This is a genomic window from Streptomyces sp. HM190, assembly GCF_009857135.1.
GTDB lineage: Bacteria > Actinomycetota > Actinomycetes > Streptomycetales > Streptomycetaceae > Streptomyces > Streptomyces heilongjiangensis.
Map to the genome: position 1 here is coordinate 5,966,568 of NZ_CP047318.1, position 22,206 is coordinate 5,988,773.

Here is a 22,206-nt window from a genome sequence, read left to right on the forward strand (position 1 = left end):
ACGCGCCCGGCCCTACCCATACTGTCTAGCCCCCTCGACAGATGGGTCGGGCGCGCCAGACCCGCGATCCCTGCAAGGAGGAACCCGCACATGCGTCCCCCGGCTCCCCTCGGAGCCATCCGCCACCTGGCCGCCCTCGCCCGCTACGGCGACCTCGGCGCCTACGCCCGGCAGATCCAGCGCCTGGGCGGCTGCAAGCGGCCCGTACGGATGGAGGGCCACCGGCTCGACGTCCACGCCGCAACGGGAGAGATCGTCCGGGAGATCACTGACAACGACCTTCCGGCCGGACAGCTCCTCATCCGCTGCAACAACCGCCGGGCCACCAGATGCGCCGCCTGCGCCGAGGTGTACCGCAAAGACACCTTCCACCTCGTCACAGCCGGACTGAGCGGCGGCAAGGGCATCGGCCCGGCCGTCGCCCAACACCCCCGCGTCTTCGCCACCTTCACCGCCCCCTCCTTCGGCCCCGTCCACAACCGCCCCACCGGCGGCCGATGCCGCTGCGGCCGGGCCCACCCCGACGACGACCCCGCACTCGGCACGCCACTCGACCCGGACCGGTACGACTACCGCGCCGCCGTCCTGTGGAACGCCCACGCCGGTGCACTCTGGGCCCGCTTCACCACCTACCTGCGCCAACAACTCGCCTCACGAGCGGGCATCACCCGCACGGCGCTGCGCCACAGCGTCAAGGTCTCCTACGCCAAGGTTGCCGAGTACCAGCGGCGTGGCGCCGTCCACTTCCACGCCGTGATCCGCCTCGACGGCCCGGAAGGCGCCGAGGACACCCCACCGCCCTGGGCCACCACCGAACTCCTCACCGACGCCATCCGCACAGCGGCCCGCCTCACAGAGACCCCCGGCCCCCTCCTCGACGGACGCCCCTACACCTTCCGCTTCGGCAAACAGCTCGACATCCGCCCCATCCGCTCGGCGGACTTCGCGGGCACCTCAGAGCTGTCGAGCCGCGCCGTCGCCTCGTACATCGCGAAGTACGCCACCAAGGGCGCCGAGACCGCAGGCACCCTCGACCGCCCCATCCGTAACCCGATCACCGACCTCATCGGGGCCCAGGTCACCGACCACGCCCGACAGCTGATCCTCACCTGCTGGCACCTCGGCGCCCTCCCCGAACTCGAAGCCCTGCGCCTGCGCAAGTGGGCCCACATGCTCGGCTTCCGCGGCCACTTTTCCACCAAGTCCCGCGCCTACTCCGTCACCCTCGGAGCCCTCCGCCAGGAACGCGCCGACTACAACGAAGCCCTCACCCGCGCCCGCGCCGCCGAAGCAGGCCACCCGCTACCCGACCCGGACACCGTCCTCGTCCTCTCCCACTGGCGGTTCGCCGGCACTGGCCTGACTGCTGCTGAGACCTGGTTCGCGACATCGCGTCGGCCCGACGCCACCCCCGACACGGAAGGAGACTCGGCATGGATCGCCGACGAGACGAACTGATGACCGTCCCACAGATCCTCTCCGAGCTGGGCGGAGTCTCCCGCCGCACCTTCTACCGCTGGCGTGAGCTGGGGCAGGCTCCGGAGGCGATCAAGCTTCCGAACGGCGAACTCCGCGTGTGGCGGAGCGACTTCACCGCGTGGCTTCACGGACTCGGGGAGGCGGCGTGAAGTCGCATGACGTGAAGGTGTGGAGCATCCGTAAGCGGCCGTACAAAACGCCGTCCTACGACGTCCGGTGGAAGGTCGCTGATGCTCCGCCGTTCTCGGAGACCTTCCGAACGAAGGCACTCGCCGACAACTTCCGCGCAAAGCTCCTCCGGGCTGCTCAGAAGGGCGAGGCGTTCGACACGGAAACCGGGCTGCCGGACTCCATGGCACCTGCCAAAGAGTCCCGCACCTGGTACGACTTCGCGCGGGCGTACGTCGCCATGAAGTGGCCGCACGCCGCTCCGAACTCCCGCGACAGTCTGAACGAGACCATGACCCTCGTCACGACGGAACTTCTGGGGGATCGGCCTGGGCGCCCGGCCGACGACATCTTGCGGCGTGCTCTGCGCGGCTGGGCCTTCGTAGTCCAGGCCGGGGACGAGGACGAGGCTCCGGTAGACATCGCGAACGCTCTTCGGTGGGTGGCCAAAGCCTCGCTGCCGCTGGCCACGCTCAAGAATCCGGCGGACATCCGTCGCGTCCTCGACTCGCTCAAGCTCAGGCTTTCCGGGGAACCGGCGGCTGCCGAGACGGTGCGGCGCAAGCGAGCAGTCCTCTTCAACGCCCTCGCCTACGCGGTCGAACTGGGGGAGCTGCCCGAGAACCCCGTCACGCTGGTGAAGTGGAAGCTGCCCAAGGTCACCAAGGAAGTAGACCGCCGGGTGGTGGTGAACCCTCAGCAAGCCCGAGACCTCCTCGCCGCTGTTTCGTACGTGGGTGGCTATCGCCGGGCCCGTGGGCGCCGTCTCGTCGCGCTCTTCGCCTGCATGTACTTCGGTGGGCTCCGGCCGGCGGAAGCCGTGGCCCTGCGCCGCCCCGACTGCACGTTGCCGGAAACGGGGTGGGGTTCTCTGATCCTGGAGAAGACCCGCCCCACCGTTGGAAAGCGCTGGACCGGAACCGGGGAAGTTCACGACAACCGTGGCCTCAAGAACCGCCCCGCGAACGAAACCCGCATCGTCCCAATCCCGCCTCGCCTCGTCCGTATGCTCCTCGCTCACATCGAGGAGTTCGGCACTGCCAAGGACGGGCGGATGTTCGCCAACGAGCGCGGGGGAGTGGTCGCCTCCACCACCTATTGGCGCGTGTGGGACGAGGCTCGACACCTGGCGCTCACGCCGGAGCAGGTGGCCTCGCCGTTGGCCGCTCGGCCGTACGACCTGCGGCACGCTGCGCTCTCCTCCTGGCTCAACGCCGGCGTGGACCCCACCGAGGTCGCGGAGCGCGCGGGCAACAGCGTCGAAGTGCTCCTGAGCCGGTACGCCAAGTGCCTCGACGGTCGACAGGACGTCGCCAATCGGCGGATCGCCGAACTCCTCGGCGAGGATGACGACCAGGAGGACCGGCCCGGCGCCGGGCTCTGATCCACGCACTCCTCACGCACACCTGCGGCATGATGGCCCCTGGACTCCCGTCCGGGGGCCTCGGCGTTTTCCGGGGCTGACCTGCGGATTCCTGGCCTGCGGCCAGTCCACACATAGTCCACAGCGTCCGACATACAGCCGCTCCGAGCGGCACACGGCTGCACAAACACGAAGACCCCGGCCTCAGCGTTTCCGCTGGTGACGGGGTCTTTGGGCACCTCATGCAAGGTGCCCCCGGCAGGATTCGAACCTGCGCACACGGCTCCGGAGGCCGTTGCTCTATCCCCTGAGCTACGGGGGCGTGTCGGGCGCCTTGTTCGGCGGCGACGGGTAGAACACTACCAGCTCCGTGGGGCAGGTCATGAACGGTTATCGGGGTGTGGGGGTGGGGTTGAGCAGGGGGAGGTCGCCCGCAGGGGGCGGAAGTGGGGAAAACCCGGACGCGGCGGTGCGTGCGGACCTACTCTCGAGTTGTGCCAGGCGTGTCCGGTCGGGTGCTTGTTGTGGACGACAACAAGGTCATCCGGCAGCTGATCAGGGTCAACCTCGAGCTGGAGGGCTTCGAGGTGGTGACCGCGGCCGACGGTGCCGAGTGTCTGGATGTCGTTCATCAAGTGCGCCCCGATGTCATCACTCTCGACGTGGTGATGCCCCGGCTCGACGGCCTGCGTACCGCCGCCCGTCTCCGCAGTGACTCCCGCACCAAGCGGTTGCCCCTCGCCATCGTCAGTGCCTGTACCCAGTACGAGGTCGAGGCCGGGCTCGACGTCGGTGTCGACGCCTTCCTCGCCAAGCCCTTCGAGCCCGACGAACTCGTCTCCCTCGTCAGGCAGTTGGTCGAGCGCGGAGAGTCTGATCCCTCCATGCAGTTAGGGATCGGTGCCGGCGCCGACACCAGTGCCACCGCCCCCTCCGGCGGCACGAGTGGCGTTGTCGGTGGCGGCGGTGGGGGTGAGGGTGCGGAGTGCGCCGGGCGGTCCGGTAGCTGACCGGCGTCGGCTCGTTCCGTCAGGTCGTGCTGGTCGTCGTCCTGGTCGCCCCGTCCTCGTACCCTTCGAGCCCGGCGCGCTTGTCGGGCCCGCCCCCGCCGACGGGCTCCCCGACCACCCCGGGTCCCGTCCCCCCGTCCCGCCTCCTCGCCCGCCCATCCATCCACGGCTGTCCACATCCCGGACCACACCGGAAACCTGCTCGCATACCCACCCCCCTCCTCCCATACGCTTGTCCCCGTGACCCCCGTCGAGCTCTCCCGCACCGTGCTGCACGCGGTGCGTCGTGCCGTGGATCAAGGGGAGCTGAGCGTGGCCGTGCCCGCACGGGCGGTGGTCACTCCGCCCGGGCCCGGCGGCAGTGGCGACTACGCCACCAACATCGCCCTGCAACTGGCCCGGCCCGCCGGGCGGCCGCCCCGGCAGGTCGCCGAGATCCTGCGGCCCCACCTCAGCCGGACCGAGGGCGTCGCCGCCGTCGAGATCACCGGGCCCGGGTTCCTCAACATCCACCTAGACCGGAACGCCGTCGCCTCCCTCGTACGTGAGGTTCTCGATCGGCGGGATGACGACCTCCCCTACGGTCACAGCGACGCCCTCGCCGGGCAGGTTCTCCGGTTGCGCATCCCCTACGACATCCGCGCGGAGGTCGTCGCCGACGCGGTGGGGCGGATCGTCGCCAGCCAGGGAGGTCGTGTCGAGGTCCATCACGTCAGGGCCCGGATGACGACTCCGGGGGCGGAGCCTCATGCGCCGGGTACGGCGCGTACGCCGGGTGCATCCGACACAGTGGGGGTACCGGACACAGCGGGTATGACCGAGCCGCCGGGTGCGACGGATACGGCCGAGCCGCCGGGTGCGACGGAGGTGTCTGAGGCGTCCGGCGCGTCCTCCGGCCTCGTCCCGTCCGACGCGTCTGACGTATGTGCCGCCCTGGCCGGCCATCCGGAGAGCGCCGACCTCCCCTCACCACAAGATCGTGGCCTGGACGTCCCTCACCCGGTCCGGCCCATCTCCGCCCCCGAGCCGATCGACCTCCGGCCCGTCCCCGCCCCCGAGGACCCCACCCCCCTCGGCCCCGACGCTCTTCGCTGGGCCCTGCTGCACCCCGCCGCCCACGACCGGCCCCGGATCACCGCCGACCTTCTCGTGCAGCGCGCCGGCAACCCCCTCTTCCGTGTCCGCTACGCCCACGCCCGAGCCCGCGCGCTCACCCGTAACGCCGCCGCCCTCGGCTTCACCAGCGCCCCGGGCCGCCTCGACGCCACCGCGTCGGACGGCTTCGGCCACATCACCGGCGTCGTCGCGGACCGCGGCGACCGCGACCATGTCGACCGCATCGACCGCATCGACCACAGCGTCGTCGCCGCACCCTTCACCGCCCCCGACGCCGCGGCGCTCACCACCCCCGACGTCGCAGCCGTATCCGACCCCGCCACCCCCCTCCTCACCGCGATCTCCGAGTACCCCCACGTCCTTCTCCGCGCCGCGACCCACCGAACGCCCGATCGTCTCGCCCGGCACCTGGTCGTCACCGCCGACGCCCTGCTGGCCTTCCAGCACACGGTGCTGCCGCGCGGCGACGAGAAACCCTCGGCCGCCCACCGGGCCCGGCTGGCGCTTGCCGAAGCCGCCGGGACGGTGCTGGCCGGCGGCCTGTCCCTGCTCGGCATCGACGCACCCGAATACCTCTGAGCGAGCCACGGCCCCAAGCCCCGGTCCCCAAGCCCTCGTCCCAGGCCAAGAACCCGCATCACAAGCGTGGGTCACAGGTTCCGGACCACAGGCCCGGATCTCAGGCCCACCGTCCCCGAGCCAGAAGGCCGGCCGAAAAGCTCAAGGCCACAAGTCCACAGGGCCCAAGGCGCAAGTCGAAAGCCCGAGCCCAAGCCCACCGGCCCGAAGCCCCCGGCCCCAAGCCCTCGGCCCCGGCCCCAAGCCCCCGCCCCAGGCCCCGCGAGCACAGAGTCCAGATAGGCAGAGAGAGTCAGACCAGTCATGAGTCGTTCCGCACACCCCGCCGGGCCCCGTCACGCCGATGTGCTGCCGGAGGGGCATTACAGCGCCCCGCCCGCCGATCTGAACACCCTCGACCCCAAGGTGTGGGCCGAGACCGTCGACCGTGGGGACGACGGCGTCGTCCGCGTCGGCGGGGTCGACGTCAAGGCGCTCGCCGAGGAGTTCGGCACGCCCGCCTACTTCCTCGACGAGACCGACTTCCGCGCCCGCGCCCGCGCCTGGCGCACCGCGTTCGGGCAGGACGCCGACGTGTTCTACGCCGGCAAGGCGTTCCTGTCGCGCGCCGTCGTGCGCTGGCTGCACGAGGAGGGGCTCAACCTCGACGTCTGCTCCGGCGGCGAGCTGGCCACCGCCCTGTCCGCCGGCATGCCCGCCGACCGCATCGCCTTCCACGGCAACAACAAGTCCACGGAGGAGATCCACCGCGCGATCGAGGCCGGCGTCGGCCGTATCGTCCTCGACTCCTTCCAGGAGATCGTGCGGGTCGCGCACATCGCCCAGGAACTCGGCAAGCGGCAGCGCGTGCAGATCCGGGTGACCGTCGGCGTCGAGGCACACACCCATGAGTTCATCGCCACCGCGCACGAGGACCAGAAGTTCGGCATCCCGCTCGCCGGCGGGCAGGCCGCCGAGGCCGTCCGGCGGGCGCTGAAGCTGGACGGGCTGGAGCTCATCGGGATCCACTCGCACATCGGGTCCCAGATCTTCGACACCTCCGGCTTCGAGGTCGCCGCCCACCGCGTCGTCGGGCTGCTCAAGGACATCCGCGACGAGCACGGCGTCGAGCTGCCCGAGATCGACCTCGGCGGCGGTCTCGGCATCGCCTACACCAGCGCCGACGACCCCCGTGAGCCGCACGAGATCGCCAAGGCGCTCACCGAGATCGTCACCCGTGAGTGCGAGGGCGCGCGGCTGCGTACGCCGCGGATCTCCGTCGAGCCGGGGCGGGCCATCGTCGGGCCGACCGCCTTCACGCTCTACGAGGTCGGCACCATCAAGCCGCTGGACGGACTGCGGACGTACGTCTCGGTCGACGGGGGCATGTCGGACAACATCCGGACCGCGCTGTACGACGCCGAGTACAGCGTCGCGCTCGTGTCCCGCACGTCCGACGCCGAGCCGATGCTGGCGCGGGTGGTCGGCAAGCACTGCGAGAGCGGTGACATCGTGGTGAAGGACGCGTTCCTGCCGGCCGACCTGGCACCGGGTGACCTGATCGCGGTGCCGGCGACCGGCGCGTACTGCCGTTCCATGGCGAGCAACTACAACCACGCGCTGCGCCCGCCCGTCGTCGCGGTCAGGGACGGGGAGGCCCGCGTGATCGTCCGCCGGGAGACGGAGGAGGATCTGCTGCGTCTCGATGTCGGGTGACGGAGGAAGACGTGCCGCGACCGACGGGTCGGGAGCGTAGGAGGACCTTCTCCCTCCCGACGACGGGTGACGCGGGACCGGCCGTGACCGTGGCGGGGCGGATAATGCATGCCGGGCCTTGCGGTGCCGAAAGATCTCCGTCCGACGGCCCCGTGAAAATGAAATAGATGTCTCACGATCCGGACGAAGGGCAGAAACCCCCGTCCGGTGAGTGAGACTGGTTCCACCGTATTCGGTATGAGGAAACGAGGTCGGATGATGCGTACGCGTCCGCTGAAGGTGGCGCTGCTGGGCTGTGGGGTTGTCGGCTCAGAGGTGGCGCGCATCATGACGACGCACGCCGACGACCTCGCCGCCCGGATCGGGGCCCCCGTCGAACTCGCTGGCGTGGCCGTGCGCCGGCCCTCCAAGGTCCGTGAGGGCATCGACCCGGCCCTCGTCACCACCGACGCCACCGCCCTCGTCAAACGCGGGGACATCGACGTCGTCGTCGAGGTCATCGGCGGTATCGAGCCCGCCCGCTCCCTCATCACCACCGCCATCGCGCACGGCGCCTCCGTCGTCTCCGCGAACAAGGCCCTCCTGGCCCAGGACGGCGCCGCCCTGCACGCGGTCGCCGAGGAGGCGGGCAAGGACCTCTACTACGAGGCCGCCGTCGCCGGCGCCATTCCGCTGATCCGCCCGCTGCGCGAGTCCCTCGCCGGGGACAAGATCAACCGGGTGATGGGCATCGTCAACGGCACCACCAATTTCATCCTCGACAAGATGGATTCCACGGGCGCCGGTTATCAGGAGGCCCTGGACGAGGCCACCGCGCTCGGCTACGCGGAGGCCGACCCGACCGCCGACGTCGAGGGCTTCGACGCCGCCGCGAAGGCCGCGATCCTCGCCGGGATCGCCTTCCACTCGCGGGTCCGGCTCGACGACGTCCACCGTGAGGGCATGACGGAGGTCACCGCCGCCGACTTCGCCTCCGCCAAGAACATGGGCTGCACCATCAAGCTGCTCGCCATCTGCGAGCGGGCCGCGGACGGTGGCTCCGTCACGGCGCGGGTGCACCCGGCGATGATCCCGCTGACCCACCCGCTGGCCTCCGTACGCGGTGCGTACAACGCGGTGTTCGTGGAGTCGGACGCCGCAGGCCAGTTGATGTTCTACGGCCCCGGAGCGGGCGGTTCGCCCACCGCGTCCGCCGTCCTCGGCGACCTCGTGGCGGTCTGCCGCAACCGGCTCGCGGGCGCCACCGGACCCGGCGAGTCCGCTTACGCGGCCCTGCCGGTCTCGCCCATGGGCGAGGTCGTCACGCGCTACCACATCAGCCTCGACGTGGCGGACAAACCGGGTGTTCTCGCCCAGGTGGCGACCGTGTTCGCCGAGCACGGCGTGTCGATCGACACCGTGCGCCAGCAAGGACGACAGGACGGGGACGGCGAGGCCTCCCTCGTCGTCGTCACCCACCGCGCCTCCGACGCCTCCCTCAACGGGACCGTCGAGGCGCTGCGCAGCCTCGACACCGTGCGGGGTGTCGCCAGCATCATGCGGGTTGAAGGAGAGTAGCCAGCAATGACCCACCAGTGGCGCGGAATCATCGAGGAGTACCGGGACCGGCTGCCCGTCTCCGACAGCACGCCGGTCGTGACGCTCCGCGAGGGCGGCACGCCCCTCGTCCCCGCGCAGGTGCTCTCCGAGCGCACGGGGTGCGAGGTCCATCTCAAGGTGGAGGGCGCCAATCCCACCGGGTCCTTCAAGGACCGCGGTATGACTATGGCCATCACCCGGGCGAAGGAGGAGGGCGCGAAGGCCGTCATCTGTGCCTCCACGGGCAACACGTCCGCCTCCGCGGCCGCCTACGCCGTCCGCGCGGGCATGGTCTCCGCCGTGCTGGTGCCCCAGGGCAAGATCGCGCTCGGCAAGATGGGCCAGGCGCTGGTTCACGGCGCGAAGATCCTCCAGGTCGACGGCAACTTTGACGACTGCCTCACCCTCGCGCGGGAACTGAGCGACAACTACCCGGTCGCGCTGGTCAATTCCGTCAACCCGGTGCGTATCGAGGGCCAGAAGACCGCCGCCTTCGAGATCGTCGACATGCTCGGCGACGCGCCCGACATCCACGTCCTGCCGGTGGGCAACGCGGGCAACATCACGGCCTACTGGAAGGGCTACAAGGAGTACGCCGCCGACGGCGTCGCCGCGCGGACGCCCCGCATGTGGGGCTTCCAGGCCTCCGGCTCCGCGCCGATCGTGCGCGGCGAGGTCGTCAAGGACCCGTCGACCATCGCCACCGCCATCCGCATCGGCAACCCCGCGTCCTGGCAGTACGCCCTCGCCGCGCGGGACGAGTCGGGCGGCGCCATCGACGAGGTGACGGACCGTGAGATCCTGCGCGCCTACCGGCTGTTGGCCGCACAGGAGGGCGTCTTCGTGGAGCCCGCCTCCGCCGCGTCCGTGGCCGGTCTGCTCAAGGCCGCCGAGGCCGGCAAGGTCGACCCGGGCCAGACCATCGTCTGCACGGTCACCGGCAACGGCCTGAAGGACCCCGACTGGGCCGTCGCGGGCGCCCCGCAGCCCGTCACCGTCCCCGTCGACGCGGCGACGGCGGCCGAGCGCCTCGGTCTCGCCTGACCGCACGGCAACGGTTCGAAACGGCCAGTGAGCCGCGCGTAGACGCCGTTTCCCGGGGGATAACCCTGACAGGACCCGACAGGGGGTGCACAGGGGGCTTACGACACGCATCGTGCGCCTCCTGTGCGCCCTATGTCGCCACAGAACCCACCTTCGATAGGCTGTACCGAACCCGCCCGCTGCATATGCCCCGCAAGGTGCGGCGCCGCGCCGTCCTCAGACGGCCGCCGGGTTCCCGCGTACGTCATCGAATGTCATTCGACAATCGTCAAACACGCAGCTCAAGGAGAGTCATCGAGCGATGGCCGGTCCAGCGTTCCGCGCCGCCGCCGTACGGGTGCGCGTCCCCGCCACCAGCGCCAACCTCGGCCCGGGCTTCGACGCCCTCGGTCTGTCGCTGGGGCTCTACGACGACGTCGTCGTCCGGGTGGCCGACTCCGGCCTGCACGTCGACATCGCGGGGGAGGGCAGCGAGACCCTCCCGCGCGACGAGCGGCATCTGCTCGTCCGCTCCCTGCGCACCGCCTTCGACCTGCTGGGCGGCCAGCCGCGGGGCCTGGAGATCGTCTGCGCCAACCGCATCCCGCACGGCCGCGGCCTCGGCTCCTCGTCCGCCGCCATCTGCGCCGGCATCGTCGCCGCCCGCGCCGTGACCATAGGCGGGGAGAACCGCCTCGACGACGCCGCGCTGCTCGAACTCGCCACCGAGATCGAGGGACACCCCGACAACGTCGCGGCCTGCCTCCTCGGCGGCTTCACGCTCTCCTGGATGGAAGGCGGATCCGCGCGGGCCATCAGGATGGATCCCGCCGATTCCATCGTTCCGGTGGTTTTCGTCCCCGGGAAGCCCGTGCTCACCGAGACGGCACGCGGACTGCTCCCGCGCACCGTCCCCCACGTCGACGCGGCGACCAACGCCGGCCGGGCCGCCCTGCTCGTGGAGGCCCTGACCAGGCGTCCCGAACTGCTGCTGCCCGCCACCGAGGACCGGCTGCACCAGGAATACCGGGCGCCCGCCATGCCGGAGAGCGCGGCCCTGGTCGAGCGACTGCGGGCCGACGGCGTCCCGGCGGTCATCTCCGGCGCCGGACCCACGGTCCTGGCCCTGGCCGACGAGGCCAGCGCCGACAAGGTGGCCCACCTCGCGGGCGCCGACTGGGCCGCCAACCGGCTGGACCTCGACGCCCGTGGGGCGTGCGTCCTGCCGCTCACCACCACCGCCGCCGGCAGCGGCGCCGACAGCGGCGACGCATAGGGGGCGTACGGTTGCCGGATTTCGAGAGGGGGAATGTTTGTTGGATCCGGTAGTGTTAATCTCAAGTCTGCACCTGCCCCAGCCATGGCATGGTGCTTGTCGTCCCCGTCCGGGACAACCATTCTTCCGGGAGTCTCCCCAGCCGCACTGTGCTTCGTACGTCAAGCTGTACGCCGTACGCAGGCACTGAGCGGTCTGCCGAGCAGGCTACGGAACCGGCGTGACCGAGCCGCGTGACACAGAGACCGAGTGCCACGGCCCCGTAAGCGCCGAATCACCAGCAAGTTTTTCCTCCGCCGCTTTGGCGGACCACCGCCCCGGCACGGCCCACCCGAACAGGGCCGAAGCCGGACAGCACAACCGGTCGCCGAGCCAGAAGGCCGACGTCCGCTCCAGGGAAGGACCCTTCGTGAGCGACACCACCGATCTGATGGGCGCACGTGTCGAGGAGACCGCTGCCGCGCCCGCCACGGACGCCGCGCCTGCCAGCGGTGCCGGCTCCCGGCGGCGCCGCGGCACCGGCCTCGAGGGCATGGTGCTGGCCGAGCTGCAGCAGGTCGCATCCGGCCTCGGCATCAGGGGCACCGCGCGCATGCGCAAGAGCCAGCTGATCGAGGTCATCAAGGAGGCGCAGGCGGGAGGGGGTGCCCCGGCTCCCAAGGCCGAGGCCGCCACCGAGACCAAGCCCAAGCGCCGGACCACCTCGAAGGCACGCACGGGCGAGGACGCCGCCCCGGCCGACAAGGCCGCCAAGAAGGCCGAGGCGCCCGCCGAGAAGGTCGACAAGACCGAGAAGGCCACCGCCCAGCAGCAGATCGAGATCCCCGGCCAGCCGGCCGGCGGGGACGAGGCGCCCACCGAGCGCCGCCGTCGCCGGGCCACCGCCGACGCGGGCAGCCCCGAGACGGTCACCGCCGAGGCGAAGGCCGAGCCCAAGGCCGAGACGCCGGCCCAGCCGCAGGCCGAGGCCAAGGGCGACGCCGCCGACGCCGACGGCCGCCAGGGCCGCCAGGGCCGCCGTGAGCGTGGCCGCGACCGTGACCGCGGCGACCGCCGCGGCAAGGGCGACGAGCAGCAGGGCGGCGGTCAGCAGCAGCGCGACCGCGGCCAGCAGCAGGGCCAGCAGCAGAGCGGCGGCCGCCAGGACCGCCAGCGGGACAACGGTCCGCAGGACGACGACGACTTCGAGGGCGGCCGCCGTGGCCGTCGCGGCCGCTACCGCGACCGCCGTGGCCGTCGCGGCCGTGACGAGATGGGCGCGGCCGAGCCGCAGCTCGCCGAGGACGACGTCCTGATCCCCGTCGCGGGCATCCTGGACATCCTCGACAACTACGCGTTCATCCGCACCTCCGGCTACCTGCCGGGCCCGAACGACGTGTACGTCTCCCTCGCCCAGGTCCGCAAGAACGGCCTGCGCAAGGGCGACCACATCACCGGCGCGGTCCGCCAGCCCAAGGAGGGCGAGCGCCGCGAGAAGTTCAACGCGCTGGTCCGCCTGGACTCGGTCAACGGCATGGCGCCCGAACACGGCCGCGGCCGCCCGGAGTTCAACAAGCTGACCCCGCTGTACCCGCAGGACCGCCTCCGTCTGGAGACGGACCCGGGTGTGCTGACCACCCGCATCATCGACCTCGTGTCGCCGATCGGCAAGGGCCAGCGCGGTCTGATCGTGGCCCCGCCGAAGACCGGCAAGACCATGATCATGCAGGCGATCGCCAACGCGATCACGCACAACAACCCCGAGTGCCACCTGATGGTCGTCCTCGTCGACGAGCGTCCGGAAGAGGTCACCGACATGCAGCGGTCGGTGAAGGGCGAGGTCATCTCCTCGACCTTCGACCGTCCGGCCGAGGACCACACCACGGTCGCCGAACTCGCCATCGAGCGGGCCAAGCGCCTGGTGGAGCTGGGCCACGACGTCGTCGTGCTGCTGGACTCGATCACCCGTCTGGGCCGCGCGTACAACCTCGCCGCCCCGGCCTCCGGCCGCATCCTGTCCGGTGGTGTCGACTCGACCGCCCTGTACCCCCCGAAGCGCTTCTTCGGCGCGGCCCGCAACATCGAGGACGGCGGCTCGCTGACCATCCTCGCCACCGCCCTGGTGGACACCGGGTCCCGCATGGACGAGGTGATCTTCGAGGAGTTCAAGGGCACCGGCAACATGGAGCTCAAGCTCGACCGGAAGCTCGCCGACAAGCGCATCTTCCCCGCGGTGGACGTGGACGCGTCCGGCACCCGCAAGGAAGAGATCCTGCTCGGCAACGAGGAGCTGGCGGTCGTCTGGAAGCTGCGCCGGGTGCTGCACGCACTGGACCAGCAGCAGGCGATCGAGCTGCTGCTGGACAAGATGAAGCAGACGAAGTCGAACATCGAGTTCCTGATGCAGATTCAGAAGACGACGCCCGCACCGGGCAACGGCGACTAGCCCGACCGCGGACCACCGGTCGCGCGACAGCGAAGAACCGGGGCCACCCTCCCAAAGGAGGGTGGCCCCGGTTCTTCGTATGAGACGCATGTACGATCACGGTTCTTCGTCTGTCTTTTTTGATTCTTGAGCTCTCAGGGGGGACTTGAGTGGCCAGACCTTTGTCCGGAGCTGTCGCCACCGCGATAGCCGGGGCGCTGCTCCTGTCATCGGCCGGTGCGGCCAACGGAGCCGGCTCGTCGGGGAGCGGCGAGCTGGACGTACGGATCGCGAACGCGATGGCGGCGGACGACACCGTCGGTGACACGGCGGCGAAGCCGTCCCCGTCGGCGAACGAGTCGTCGACGAGCACCGAAGCGGACGGCCTCAAGCCGGACGCCAAGATCATCGGTGGTTCCGAGACCACCATCGGCGCGGCGCCCTGGATGGCGCAGCTCTGGTACTACGACGAGACCACCGGCCTCGGCTTCTTCTGCGGCGGCTCGGTCGTCTCGCCCACGAAGATCCTCACCGCCGCGCACTGCGTCGACAAGAACAACTACAACTGGGCCACGTGGGGTGTCGTCGTCACGGGCACCGACCGGCTGCCCACCGGCGTCTACAACGACGACGGCACGCTGAACCACATGGACTACCACGGCGGTGAGCCCACCAGGGTGTCCCGCCAGTGGAACCACTCCTCGTACAACGAGGACACGATCAACAACGACGTCGCCGTCCTCACGCTGGCCAAGCCGGTCAAGGCCACGCCGATCAGGATGACGACGTCGACCGACACGTCCTCGTACGCGGCGGGCACCAGCGCGAAGGTCTACGGCTGGGGCCGTACCAGCTCCACCAGCGACGACATCTCGGAGACGCTGAAGACGGCGACGCTGCCCGTGGTCGGCGACACGACCTGCGGGAATACCTGGGGCGGCTACTTCGTCAAGGGCAACATGTTCTGCGCGGGCAAGCCCGCCGGAGGCACCGACGCCACCACCACCGCCAGCTGTAACGGCGACTCCGGTGGCCCGCTCGTCGTGGGCGGCAAGGTCATCGGCGTCGTCTCGTGGGGCGTCGTGGACTGCGTCGAGAAGGGCGCGTACCCGGTCTTCGCGAAGGTCAGCAAGTACGTCGGCGTCACCTACCCGCGCGTCGACGACACCGACATCAGCCGGGACGGCAAGGCCGACGTCCTCCTGCGCAACAAGGAGACCGGCACGGGCTACGTCCGCGCCTCCACGGGCTCCGCGCTCGGCGACCGCAAGGCGCTGACCGCCGAGGGCAGCTGGAAGGGCTACAACCTCGTCCAGCAAACCGACCTGAACCGGGACGGCCACCAGGACTACGTCCTGCGCCGCGCCTCCGACGGTGACGTGTTCTGGCGGCGGCGCACGGCGTCGTCCAGCACCTGGACGACCACGCAGATCTTCGACAACTGGGCCACCCGCACCCGGATCGTCACCCCCGGCGACGTCACCGGCGACGCCCTGCCCGACCTGCTCTCCGTCGACTCGGCGGGTGCCCTGTGGATCTACCCGGGCAAGGGCGACGGCAGCTTCTCGACCCGCGTCAAGGTGAGCACGGGCTGGAACGCGTACAACGCGGTGCTCGGTCACGGTGACTTCACCGGGGACGGCAAGGCGGACCTGATCGCGCGCACCAAGACCGGCTCGGACATCTATCTGTTCAAGGGCACCGGCAAGGCCGGCACGGGCGCCTTCGCCACCAAGATCAAGGTCCGCTCCGACTGGAGCGCCTACAACACGCTCGTCACCCCCGGTGACGTGAACGGCGACGGCCGCGCGGACCTCCTGGCCCGCAAGCCGTCCGGCACGATGTACCTCTACAAGGGCACCTCGAAGGCCACGAGCGAGATCTTCAGCACACGGGTCTCGGTCGGAACCAGCTACGCCCAGTACGACCTGCTCGGCTGAAACACCAGGTGAGCCCGGTCCCACCGGGCTCGTCCGGCACGAACGGTGTCCGTCGCCCCTTGCGCGACGGGCACCGTTCGTCGTGCAACCCTTTCCCGGAATACTCCGTCTGACCGATCGGAGTGACCATGAGCGGTACGGCCACATCCGACCCAAGCAGGCCTGGGCCTGAGCGCAGGGGGTAACCGACCGGGAAAGAGGACCGAGGAACACATGTCCGCCGAGAGCACACTGGATCCCGCCGCACAGGACCCGTCCGGCACCGCCGGCCGCCACCGCGCGCCCAGGGGCCGCCGCCGCAGGCCGCGCGAGGGACACAGCAGGGCGGCGCTCGCCGTCCTGTGGACCGCCGCGGGCGTCCTGGTACTGGGCGGCACCGGGGTCGGCTACCTGTACTTCAAGCTCAACGGCAACATCAAGAGCGTCGACATCAACCACGCCCTCGGCACCGACCGGCCCCTCGACGTCGACAACGGCTCGCAGGACATCCTCGTCCTCGGCTCCGACACCCGCTCCGGCAGCAACAAGAAGCTGGGCGGTGGCGCCGACGACGGCAGTGCCCGCTCCGACACCGCGATGATCGTGCACGTCTACGAGGGCCACAGGAAGGCCAGCGTGGTCTCCATCCCCCGGGACACCCTGGTGGCGCGGCCCGAGTGCACCGACACGCACGGCAGGACGTACCCGGCGGCACGTCTGGCGATGTTCAACTCGGCGTACTCCACCGGTGGCGCCGCGTGCGCGGTGAAGACCGTCGAGTCCATGACCGGCATCCGCATGGACCACTACATCGAGGTCGACTTCGCCGGCTTCGAGAAGCTCATCAACGTCCTCGGCGGGGTCGACATCACCACGACCAAGGACATCAAGGACCCCGACAGCCATCTGAACCTCAAGGCCGGCGAGCACACCCTCACCGGCAAGCAGGCCCTCGGGCTGGTCCGCACCCGGCACGGCGTCGGCGACGGCTCCGACCTCGGCCGCATCCAGCTCCAGCAGGCGTTCGTCAAGGCGCTGCTGGAGCAGGTCAAGGAGGTCGGCGTCTTCAGCAGCCCGAAGAAGCTCTACGACCTCGCCGACACCGCCACGGACGCCGTCACCACCGACTCCGACCTCGACACGGTCAAGGATCTCGCCTCCTTCGCGGGCGGCCTCAAGGGCATCGGCGCCAAGAACATGTCCATGGTCACCATGCCGGTCCAGTACGACCCCGCCGACCCCAACCGCGTCCTGGTCGACGAGGCGAAGTCGCAGCGGGTGTGGGCGGCCCTGAAGGCCGACCGGCCCATCCCGAAGTCGGCCACGAAGGGCACGGCTACGGGAACGGCCGGGGACGTCGTCACCGCCGGGAACTGAAGGCACGCGGGGAAGCGCGCGACCGGCCCCCACGTCCCCGTAGCGGCCCACGGCGATCACGCGGCACTCGGGCGGGCCGCGAAGGCCGAGGCACCCCCCCCGGGAATACCTGGCGGCACCCCCTGGTTTTGGGAGATGCGGCCAGTCCTGGCAGACTGGTACGTCGGCTCCGGTTCACGCTCCCGCATCCCGCGGCGGCGACCCGGCGCCCTCCCGAAACTAGGAGACACCTTGAAGCGCGACATCCACCCCGAGTACGTCGAGACGCAGGTCAGCTGCACCTGTGGCGCGTCGTTCACCACCCGTAGCACGATCGAGAGCGGCACCATCCGCGCCGAGGTCTGCTCCGAGTGCCACCCGTTCTACACGGGCAAGCAGAAGATCCTCGACACCGGTGGCCGCGTGGCCCGCTTCGAGGCCCGCTTCGGCAAGGCTGCCGCTGCCAAGAAGTAGCGAGCCCCAAGCGCCGGTCCTCGGTGCCCCCGTCCGGGGGCTTCCGGGACCGGCGCTTTGCGGTGCAGCCCATTCATCACGTCGTACAGGGAGCCGGAGATGTTCGAGGCGGTCCAGGACCTGGTCGGGGAACACGCCGACCTGGAGAAGAAGCTCGCCGACCCGTCGGTCCACGCCGACCAGGCCAACGCGCGCAAGCTCAACAAGCGGTACGCGGAGCTGACCCCGATCGTCGGCACGTACCGCTCCTGGAAGCAGACCGGTGACGACATCGAGACGGCCCGCGAACTGGCCGCCGACGACCCGGACTTCGCCGCCGAGGTCAAGGAGCTGGAGAAGCAGCGCGAGGAACTGACGGAGAAGCTGCGCTTCCTGCTCGTCCCGCGCGACCCCAGCGACGACAAGGACGTCATCCTGGAGATCAAGGCCGGCGCCGGCGGCGACGAGTCCGCCCTGTTCGCCGGTGACCTCCTGCGCATGTACCTGCGGTACGCCGAGCGCGTCGGCTGGAAGACCGAGATCATCGACGCCACCGAGTCCGAGCTGGGCGGCTACAAGGACGTCCAGGTCGCCGTGAAGACCAAGGGCGGCCAGGGCGCCACCGAGCCCGGCCAGGGCGTGTGGGCGAGGCTCAAGTACGAGGGCGGTGTGCACCGCGTCCAGCGCGTCCCCGCCACCGAGTCCCAGGGCCGCATCCACACCTCCGCCGCCGGTGTCCTCGTGACCCCGGAGGCCGAGGAGATCGACGTCGAGATCAACCCGAACGACCTCCGCATCGACGTCTACCGGTCCTCCGGGCCCGGCGGGCAGTCCGTCAACACCACCGACTCCGCCGTGCGCATCACGCACCTTCCCACCGGAGTCGTCGCCTCCTGCCAGAACGAGAAGAGCCAGCTGCAGAACAAGGAGCAGGCGATGCGTATCCTGCGCTCCAGGCTGCTCGCCGCGGCGCAGGAGGAGGCGGAGAAGGAGGCCGCCGACGCCCGCCGCAGCCAGGTCCGCACCGTCGACCGCTCCGAGAAGATCCGCACGTACAACTTCCCGGAGAACCGCATCTCGGACCACCGCGTCGGCTTCAAGGCGTACAACCTGGACCAGGTCCTGGACGGCGACCTCGACGCGGTGATCCAGGCCTGCGTCGACGCGGACTCGGCGGCGAAGCTGGCGGCCGCGTAAGGCAGTACGACGTACCTAGTACCGGAGGACTTGCGTGAACCTGCTGCTCGCAGAGGTGGCCCAGGCCACCCAGCGCCTGGCCGACGCCGGCGTGCCCTCGCCGCGCAACGACGCGGAGGAGCTCGCCGCGTTCGTGCACGGCGTGAAGCGGGGCGAGCTGCACTCCGTGAAGGACTCCGACTTCGACGCCCGGTACTGGGAGGTCATCGCGCGGCGCGAGCAGCGTGAGCCGCTCCAGCACATCACCGGACGCGCGTACTTCCGCTACCTCGAACTGCAGGTGGGGCCGGGGGTGTTCGTGCCCCGCCCGGAGACCGAGTCCGTCGTCGGGTGGGCCATAGACGCCGTCCGGGCGATGGACGTCGTCGAGCCCTGCATCGTCGACCTGTGCACCGGCTCCGGCGCCATCGCGCTCGCCCTCGCCCAGGAGGTGCCGCGCTCCCGCGTGCACGCCGTGGAACTGTCCGAGGACGCCCTGGTGTGGACCCGCAAGAACGTGGCGGGCTCCAGGGTCGACCTGCGCCAGGGCAACGCCCTCGACGCCTTCCGCGACCTCGACGGCCAGGTCGACCTGGTCATCTCCAACCCGCCGTACATCCCGCTCACGGAGTGGGAGTACGTGGCACCGGAGGCCCGCGACTACGATCCCGAACTCGCCCTGTTCTCGGGCGAGGACGGCCTGGATCTGATCCGCGGCCTCGAACGCACGGCGCACCGGCTGCTGCGCCCCGGCGGTGTCGTCGTCGTCGAGCACGCCGACACCCAGGGCGGCCAGGTGCCGTGGATCTTCACCGAGGAGCGGGGCTGGGCCGACGCGGCCGACCACCCCGACCTCAACAACCGGCCGCGGTTCGCGACCGCCCGCAAGGCGCTGCCCTGATGAGCACGCCCCCCACGGCTGTTTCTCACCAAGCCCAGCATTACGTGTACGAGGAGGCCCGCCAGATGGCACGGCGATACGACACCAACGACGCGACCGACCGCGCCACCGGTCTGCGTGAGGCCGCATCCGCCGTCCGCCGGGGCGAGCTCGTGGTGCTGCCCACGGACACCGTCTACGGCATCGGCGCCGACGCCTTCACCTCGGAGGCCGTCGCCGACCTGCTGGAGGCCAAGGGCCGGGGCCGCAACATGCCCACCCCCGTCCTCATCGGCTCCCCGAACACCCTGCACGGCCTCGTCACCGACTTCTCCGAGATGGCCTGGGAGCTCGTCGACGCCTTCTGGCCGGGCGCGCTCACCCTCGTCGCCAAGCACCAGCCGTCGCTCCAGTGGGACCTCGGCGACACCCGCGGCACGGTCGCCGTCCGGATGCCGCTGCACCCCGTCGCCATCGAGCTGCTCACCGAGGTCGGCCCCATGGCGGTCTCCTCGGCGAACCTGACCGGCCACCCGGCGCCGGAGAACTGCGACGCCGCCGAGGCGATGCTGGGCGACTCCGTCTCCGTCTACCTCGACGGCGGCCCCACCCCCGGGAACGTGCCGTCGTCCATCGTCGACGTCACGGGCAAGGTGCCGGTGCTGCTGCGGGCGGGTGCCCTGTCGGCGGAGGAGCTGCGCAAGGTCGTACCCGACCTCGAGGTGGCGAATTGACGGCCCCTGACGCGGGGCGTGGCATATGGGACGGGGAAGAGACGCGGACCTTCACGGGGCTGCCGCGTGACACCTTTCGCATCCTCCACGTCAGCACCGGCAACGTGTGCCGCTCGCCGATCACCGAGCGGCTGACCCGCCATGCCCTGGCGGACCGGCTCGGGGACCCGCTGGGCGGCGGACTGGTCGTCGAGAGCGCCGGGACCTGGGGGCACGAGGGCGCGCCCATGGAGGCTAACGCGGAGGCCGTCCTCGCCGACTTCGGCGCGGACGCCTCCGGCTTCACCGGGCGGGAGCTGCTGGACGAGCACGTGATCATGGCCGACCTCGTGCTGACCGCCACCCGCGACCACCGGGCCCAGGTCATCTCGATGGGCCACTCGGCGGGGCTGCGCACCTTCACCCTGAAGGAGTTCACCCGCCTCGTCCGGGCGATAGACCCGGCCACCCTGCCGCCGCTGGAGGAGGGCATGGTCGTACGGGCCCGTGCCCTGGTGCGTGCCGCCGCCGCGCTGCGCGGGTGGCTCCTCGCCCCCACGGCCGACGCGGACGAGGTCCACGACCCCTACGGCGCCCCGCTGCCGTTCTTCCGTTCCGTGGGCGACGAGATACACCAGGCGCTGGATCCGGTGGTGACCGCGCTGACCGGGGTGCCCGCCCGGGCGTAGGAAGCGGGACGACACCGGGCGTCCTGGGACACAGGGGCCTACATTGGTCGTACGTCACCGTCGACGCCCGGAGCCCACCATGTCGGTCACCCCTGTCCTCGAGGCCGATGCCCTGCGACGGCAGGACCCCGAACTGGCCGACATCCTCCTCGGCGAGCTGGACCGGCAGTCGACGACGCTGCAGCTCGTCGCCGCCGAGAACTTCACCTCGCCCGCGGTGCTGGCGGCCCTCGGATCGCCGCTGGCCAACAAGTACGCGGAGGGCTATCCGGGCGCCCGCTACCACGGCGGCTGCGAGATCGTCGACGTCGCCGAGCGGCTCGCCGTGGAGCGGGCCAAGGCACTCTTCGGGGCCGAACACGCCAACGTCCAGTCCCACTCGGGCTCCTCGGCCGTCCTGGCCGCCTACGCGGCCCTGCTGCGCCCCGGTGACACCGTGCTGGCGATGGGCCTGCACTTCGGCGGCCACCTCACCCACGGGTCGCCGGCGAACTTCTCCGGCCGCTGGTTCGACTTCGTCGGCTACGGCGTCGAGGCCGAGTCGGGGCTCATCGACCGCGAGCAGGTGCGCACCCTCGCGCGTACGCGCCGCCCCAAGGCCATCGTGTGCGGTTCGATCTCCTACCCCCGCCATCTCGACTACGCGTTCTTCCGCGAGGTCGCCGACGAGGTCGGGGCCTTCCTGATCGCCGACGCCGCCCACCCCATCGGGCTGGTGGCCGGGGGAGCGGCGCCCAGTCCGGTGCCGTACGCGGACATCGTCTGCGCGACCACGCACAAGGTGCTGCGCGGGCCGCGCGGCGGGATGCTGCTGTGCGGGAGCGAGCTGGCCGAGCGGGTGGACCGGGCGGTGTTCCCCTTCACCCAGGGAGGGGCGCAGATGCACTCCATCGCGGCGAAGGCCGTCGCGTTCGGGGAGGCGGCGACTCCGGCGTTCGCCGGGTACGCCCATCAGGTGGTCGCCAACGCCCGCGTCCTGGCCGAGGGGCTCGCCAGGGAGGGGCTCGTCGTCATCACCGGCGGCACCGACACCCATCTCCTCGTGGTCGACCCCGCGCCGTTCGGCCTCGACGGCCGTGCCGCCCGCGGCCGGCTCGCGGCGGCCGGGATCGTGCTGGACTGCTGTGCGCTGCCGCACGGCGACGCCCGTGGCCTGCGGCTCGGCACGGCGGCGCTCACCACCCAGGGCATGGGCGAGGCGGAGATGACGCATCTCGCCGGGCTCCTCGCACGGGTGCTCAGGGACGGCGGCGACGGCAGGCGGACGCGTGAAGAAGTACGGGACCTGGCCGGAAGATTTCCGCCGTATCCGCACTGAGGTGGGGTAGA

Annotated in this window: 18 protein-coding genes and 1 tRNA gene; 18 read left to right on the forward strand and 1 reads right to left on the reverse strand. The window is 70.8% G+C overall.

Translation table 11 applies throughout. From position 1 onward, the window contains the following. Nucleotides 1-90: 90 nt before the first annotated feature. From GSY65_RS25635 to GSY65_RS25645, 3 genes are read left to right on the forward strand one after another with little or no spacing between them, the layout of a single operon-like run. Nucleotides 91-1,458 carry a replication initiator gene (locus tag GSY65_RS25635; RefSeq protein ID WP_159773070.1) on the forward strand — a complete coding sequence of 456 codons (1,368 nt, stop codon included), beginning with the start codon at nt 91-93 and terminating at the stop codon, nt 1,456-1,458. Beyond that, nucleotides 1,434-1,628, forward strand: a complete 195-nt coding sequence (locus tag GSY65_RS25640; RefSeq protein WP_055541015.1) for a helix-turn-helix transcriptional regulator — start codon at nt 1,434-1,436, stop codon at nt 1,626-1,628. The genes GSY65_RS25635 and GSY65_RS25640 overlap by 25 nt, the downstream gene beginning before the upstream one ends. Beyond that, the gene (locus GSY65_RS25645) at nt 1,625-3,031 is read left to right on the forward strand and encodes a tyrosine-type recombinase/integrase (RefSeq protein WP_159773073.1); all 1,407 of its coding nucleotides are present in this window, start codon (nt 1,625-1,627) and stop codon (nt 3,029-3,031) included. Before GSY65_RS25640 ends, GSY65_RS25645 begins: the two co-directional genes overlap by 4 nt. A 229-nt stretch (nt 3,032-3,260) precedes the next feature. On the opposite strand, the gene GSY65_RS25650 is transcribed toward GSY65_RS25645, so the two are convergent. Beyond that, nucleotides 3,261-3,332, reverse strand: a tRNA-Arg gene (locus GSY65_RS25650). A gap of 193 nt (nt 3,333-3,525) precedes the next feature. Here GSY65_RS25650 and GSY65_RS25655 point away from each other — a divergent pair. The 15 genes from GSY65_RS25655 (at nt 3,526) to glyA (ending at nt 22,195) form a co-directional block, all read left to right on the forward strand. Further along, complete coding sequence (locus GSY65_RS25655; RefSeq protein WP_236580255.1) at nt 3,526-4,020, forward strand: response regulator; 495 nt, start codon at nt 3,526-3,528, stop codon at nt 4,018-4,020. 240 nt (nt 4,021-4,260) lie between these two features. Then, on the forward strand, nt 4,261-5,715 hold the full coding sequence (nrtL, locus tag GSY65_RS25660) for an ArgS-related anticodon-binding protein NrtL (protein WP_159773079.1): 1,455 nt from the start codon (nt 4,261-4,263) through the stop codon (nt 5,713-5,715). Nucleotides 5,716-6,018: 303 nt separating this feature from the next. Further along, entirely contained in the window at nt 6,019-7,410 is a 1,392-nt protein-coding gene (lysA, locus tag GSY65_RS25665; protein ID WP_159773082.1) for a diaminopimelate decarboxylase, read from the forward strand. A 258-nt stretch (nt 7,411-7,668) separates the two neighbouring features. Continuing rightward, nucleotides 7,669-8,967, forward strand: a complete 1,299-nt coding sequence (locus tag GSY65_RS25670) for a homoserine dehydrogenase (protein ID WP_159776398.1) — start codon at nt 7,669-7,671, stop codon at nt 8,965-8,967. A gap of 6 nt (nt 8,968-8,973) precedes the next feature. Continuing rightward, nucleotides 8,974-10,032, forward strand: a complete 1,059-nt coding sequence (gene thrC / locus GSY65_RS25675) for a threonine synthase (protein ID WP_159773085.1) — start codon at nt 8,974-8,976, stop codon at nt 10,030-10,032. Between the two features lie 301 nt (nt 10,033-10,333). Then, nucleotides 10,334-11,287: a homoserine kinase gene (gene thrB / locus GSY65_RS25680; protein ID WP_159773088.1), complete on the forward strand. Its 954-nt coding sequence runs from the start codon at nt 10,334-10,336 to the stop codon at nt 11,285-11,287. Between the two features lie 409 nt (nt 11,288-11,696). After that, the gene (gene rho / locus GSY65_RS25685; RefSeq protein ID WP_159773091.1) at nt 11,697-13,712 is read left to right on the forward strand and encodes a transcription termination factor Rho; all 2,016 of its coding nucleotides are present in this window, start codon (nt 11,697-11,699) and stop codon (nt 13,710-13,712) included. A 149-nt stretch (nt 13,713-13,861) separates the two neighbouring features. Then, nucleotides 13,862-15,631 (forward strand): trypsin-like serine protease, encoded by a 1,770-nt coding sequence (locus GSY65_RS25690; protein WP_236580048.1) that lies wholly within the window; start codon nt 13,862-13,864, stop codon nt 15,629-15,631. 213 nt (nt 15,632-15,844) lie between these two features. Beyond that, nucleotides 15,845-16,987 (forward strand): LCP family protein, encoded by a 1,143-nt coding sequence (locus GSY65_RS25695; protein ID WP_159773094.1) that lies wholly within the window; start codon nt 15,845-15,847, stop codon nt 16,985-16,987. Between the two features lie 231 nt (nt 16,988-17,218). After that, entirely contained in the window at nt 17,219-17,440 is a 222-nt protein-coding gene (rpmE, locus tag GSY65_RS25700) for a 50S ribosomal protein L31 (RefSeq protein ID WP_028804216.1), read from the forward strand. A 99-nt stretch (nt 17,441-17,539) separates the two neighbouring features. Continuing rightward, nucleotides 17,540-18,616 (forward strand): peptide chain release factor 1, encoded by a 1,077-nt coding sequence (gene prfA, locus GSY65_RS25705; protein ID WP_159773097.1) that lies wholly within the window; start codon nt 17,540-17,542, stop codon nt 18,614-18,616. Between the two features lie 34 nt (nt 18,617-18,650). Then, nucleotides 18,651-19,496, forward strand: a complete 846-nt coding sequence (gene prmC / locus GSY65_RS25710; protein ID WP_159773100.1) for a peptide chain release factor N(5)-glutamine methyltransferase — start codon at nt 18,651-18,653, stop codon at nt 19,494-19,496. A gap of 65 nt (nt 19,497-19,561) precedes the next feature. After that, nucleotides 19,562-20,209 carry an L-threonylcarbamoyladenylate synthase gene (locus GSY65_RS25715; protein ID WP_055514844.1) on the forward strand — a complete coding sequence of 216 codons (648 nt, stop codon included), beginning with the start codon at nt 19,562-19,564 and terminating at the stop codon, nt 20,207-20,209. Beyond that, nucleotides 20,206-20,877 carry an arsenate reductase/protein-tyrosine-phosphatase family protein gene (locus GSY65_RS25720; RefSeq protein ID WP_159773103.1) on the forward strand — a complete coding sequence of 224 codons (672 nt, stop codon included), beginning with the start codon at nt 20,206-20,208 and terminating at the stop codon, nt 20,875-20,877. The genes GSY65_RS25715 and GSY65_RS25720 overlap by 4 nt, the downstream gene beginning before the upstream one ends. 79 nt (nt 20,878-20,956) lie before the next feature. Then, nucleotides 20,957-22,195 (forward strand): serine hydroxymethyltransferase, encoded by a 1,239-nt coding sequence (gene glyA, locus GSY65_RS25725; RefSeq protein ID WP_159773106.1) that lies wholly within the window; start codon nt 20,957-20,959, stop codon nt 22,193-22,195. Nucleotides 22,196-22,206 lie beyond the last annotated feature (11 nt).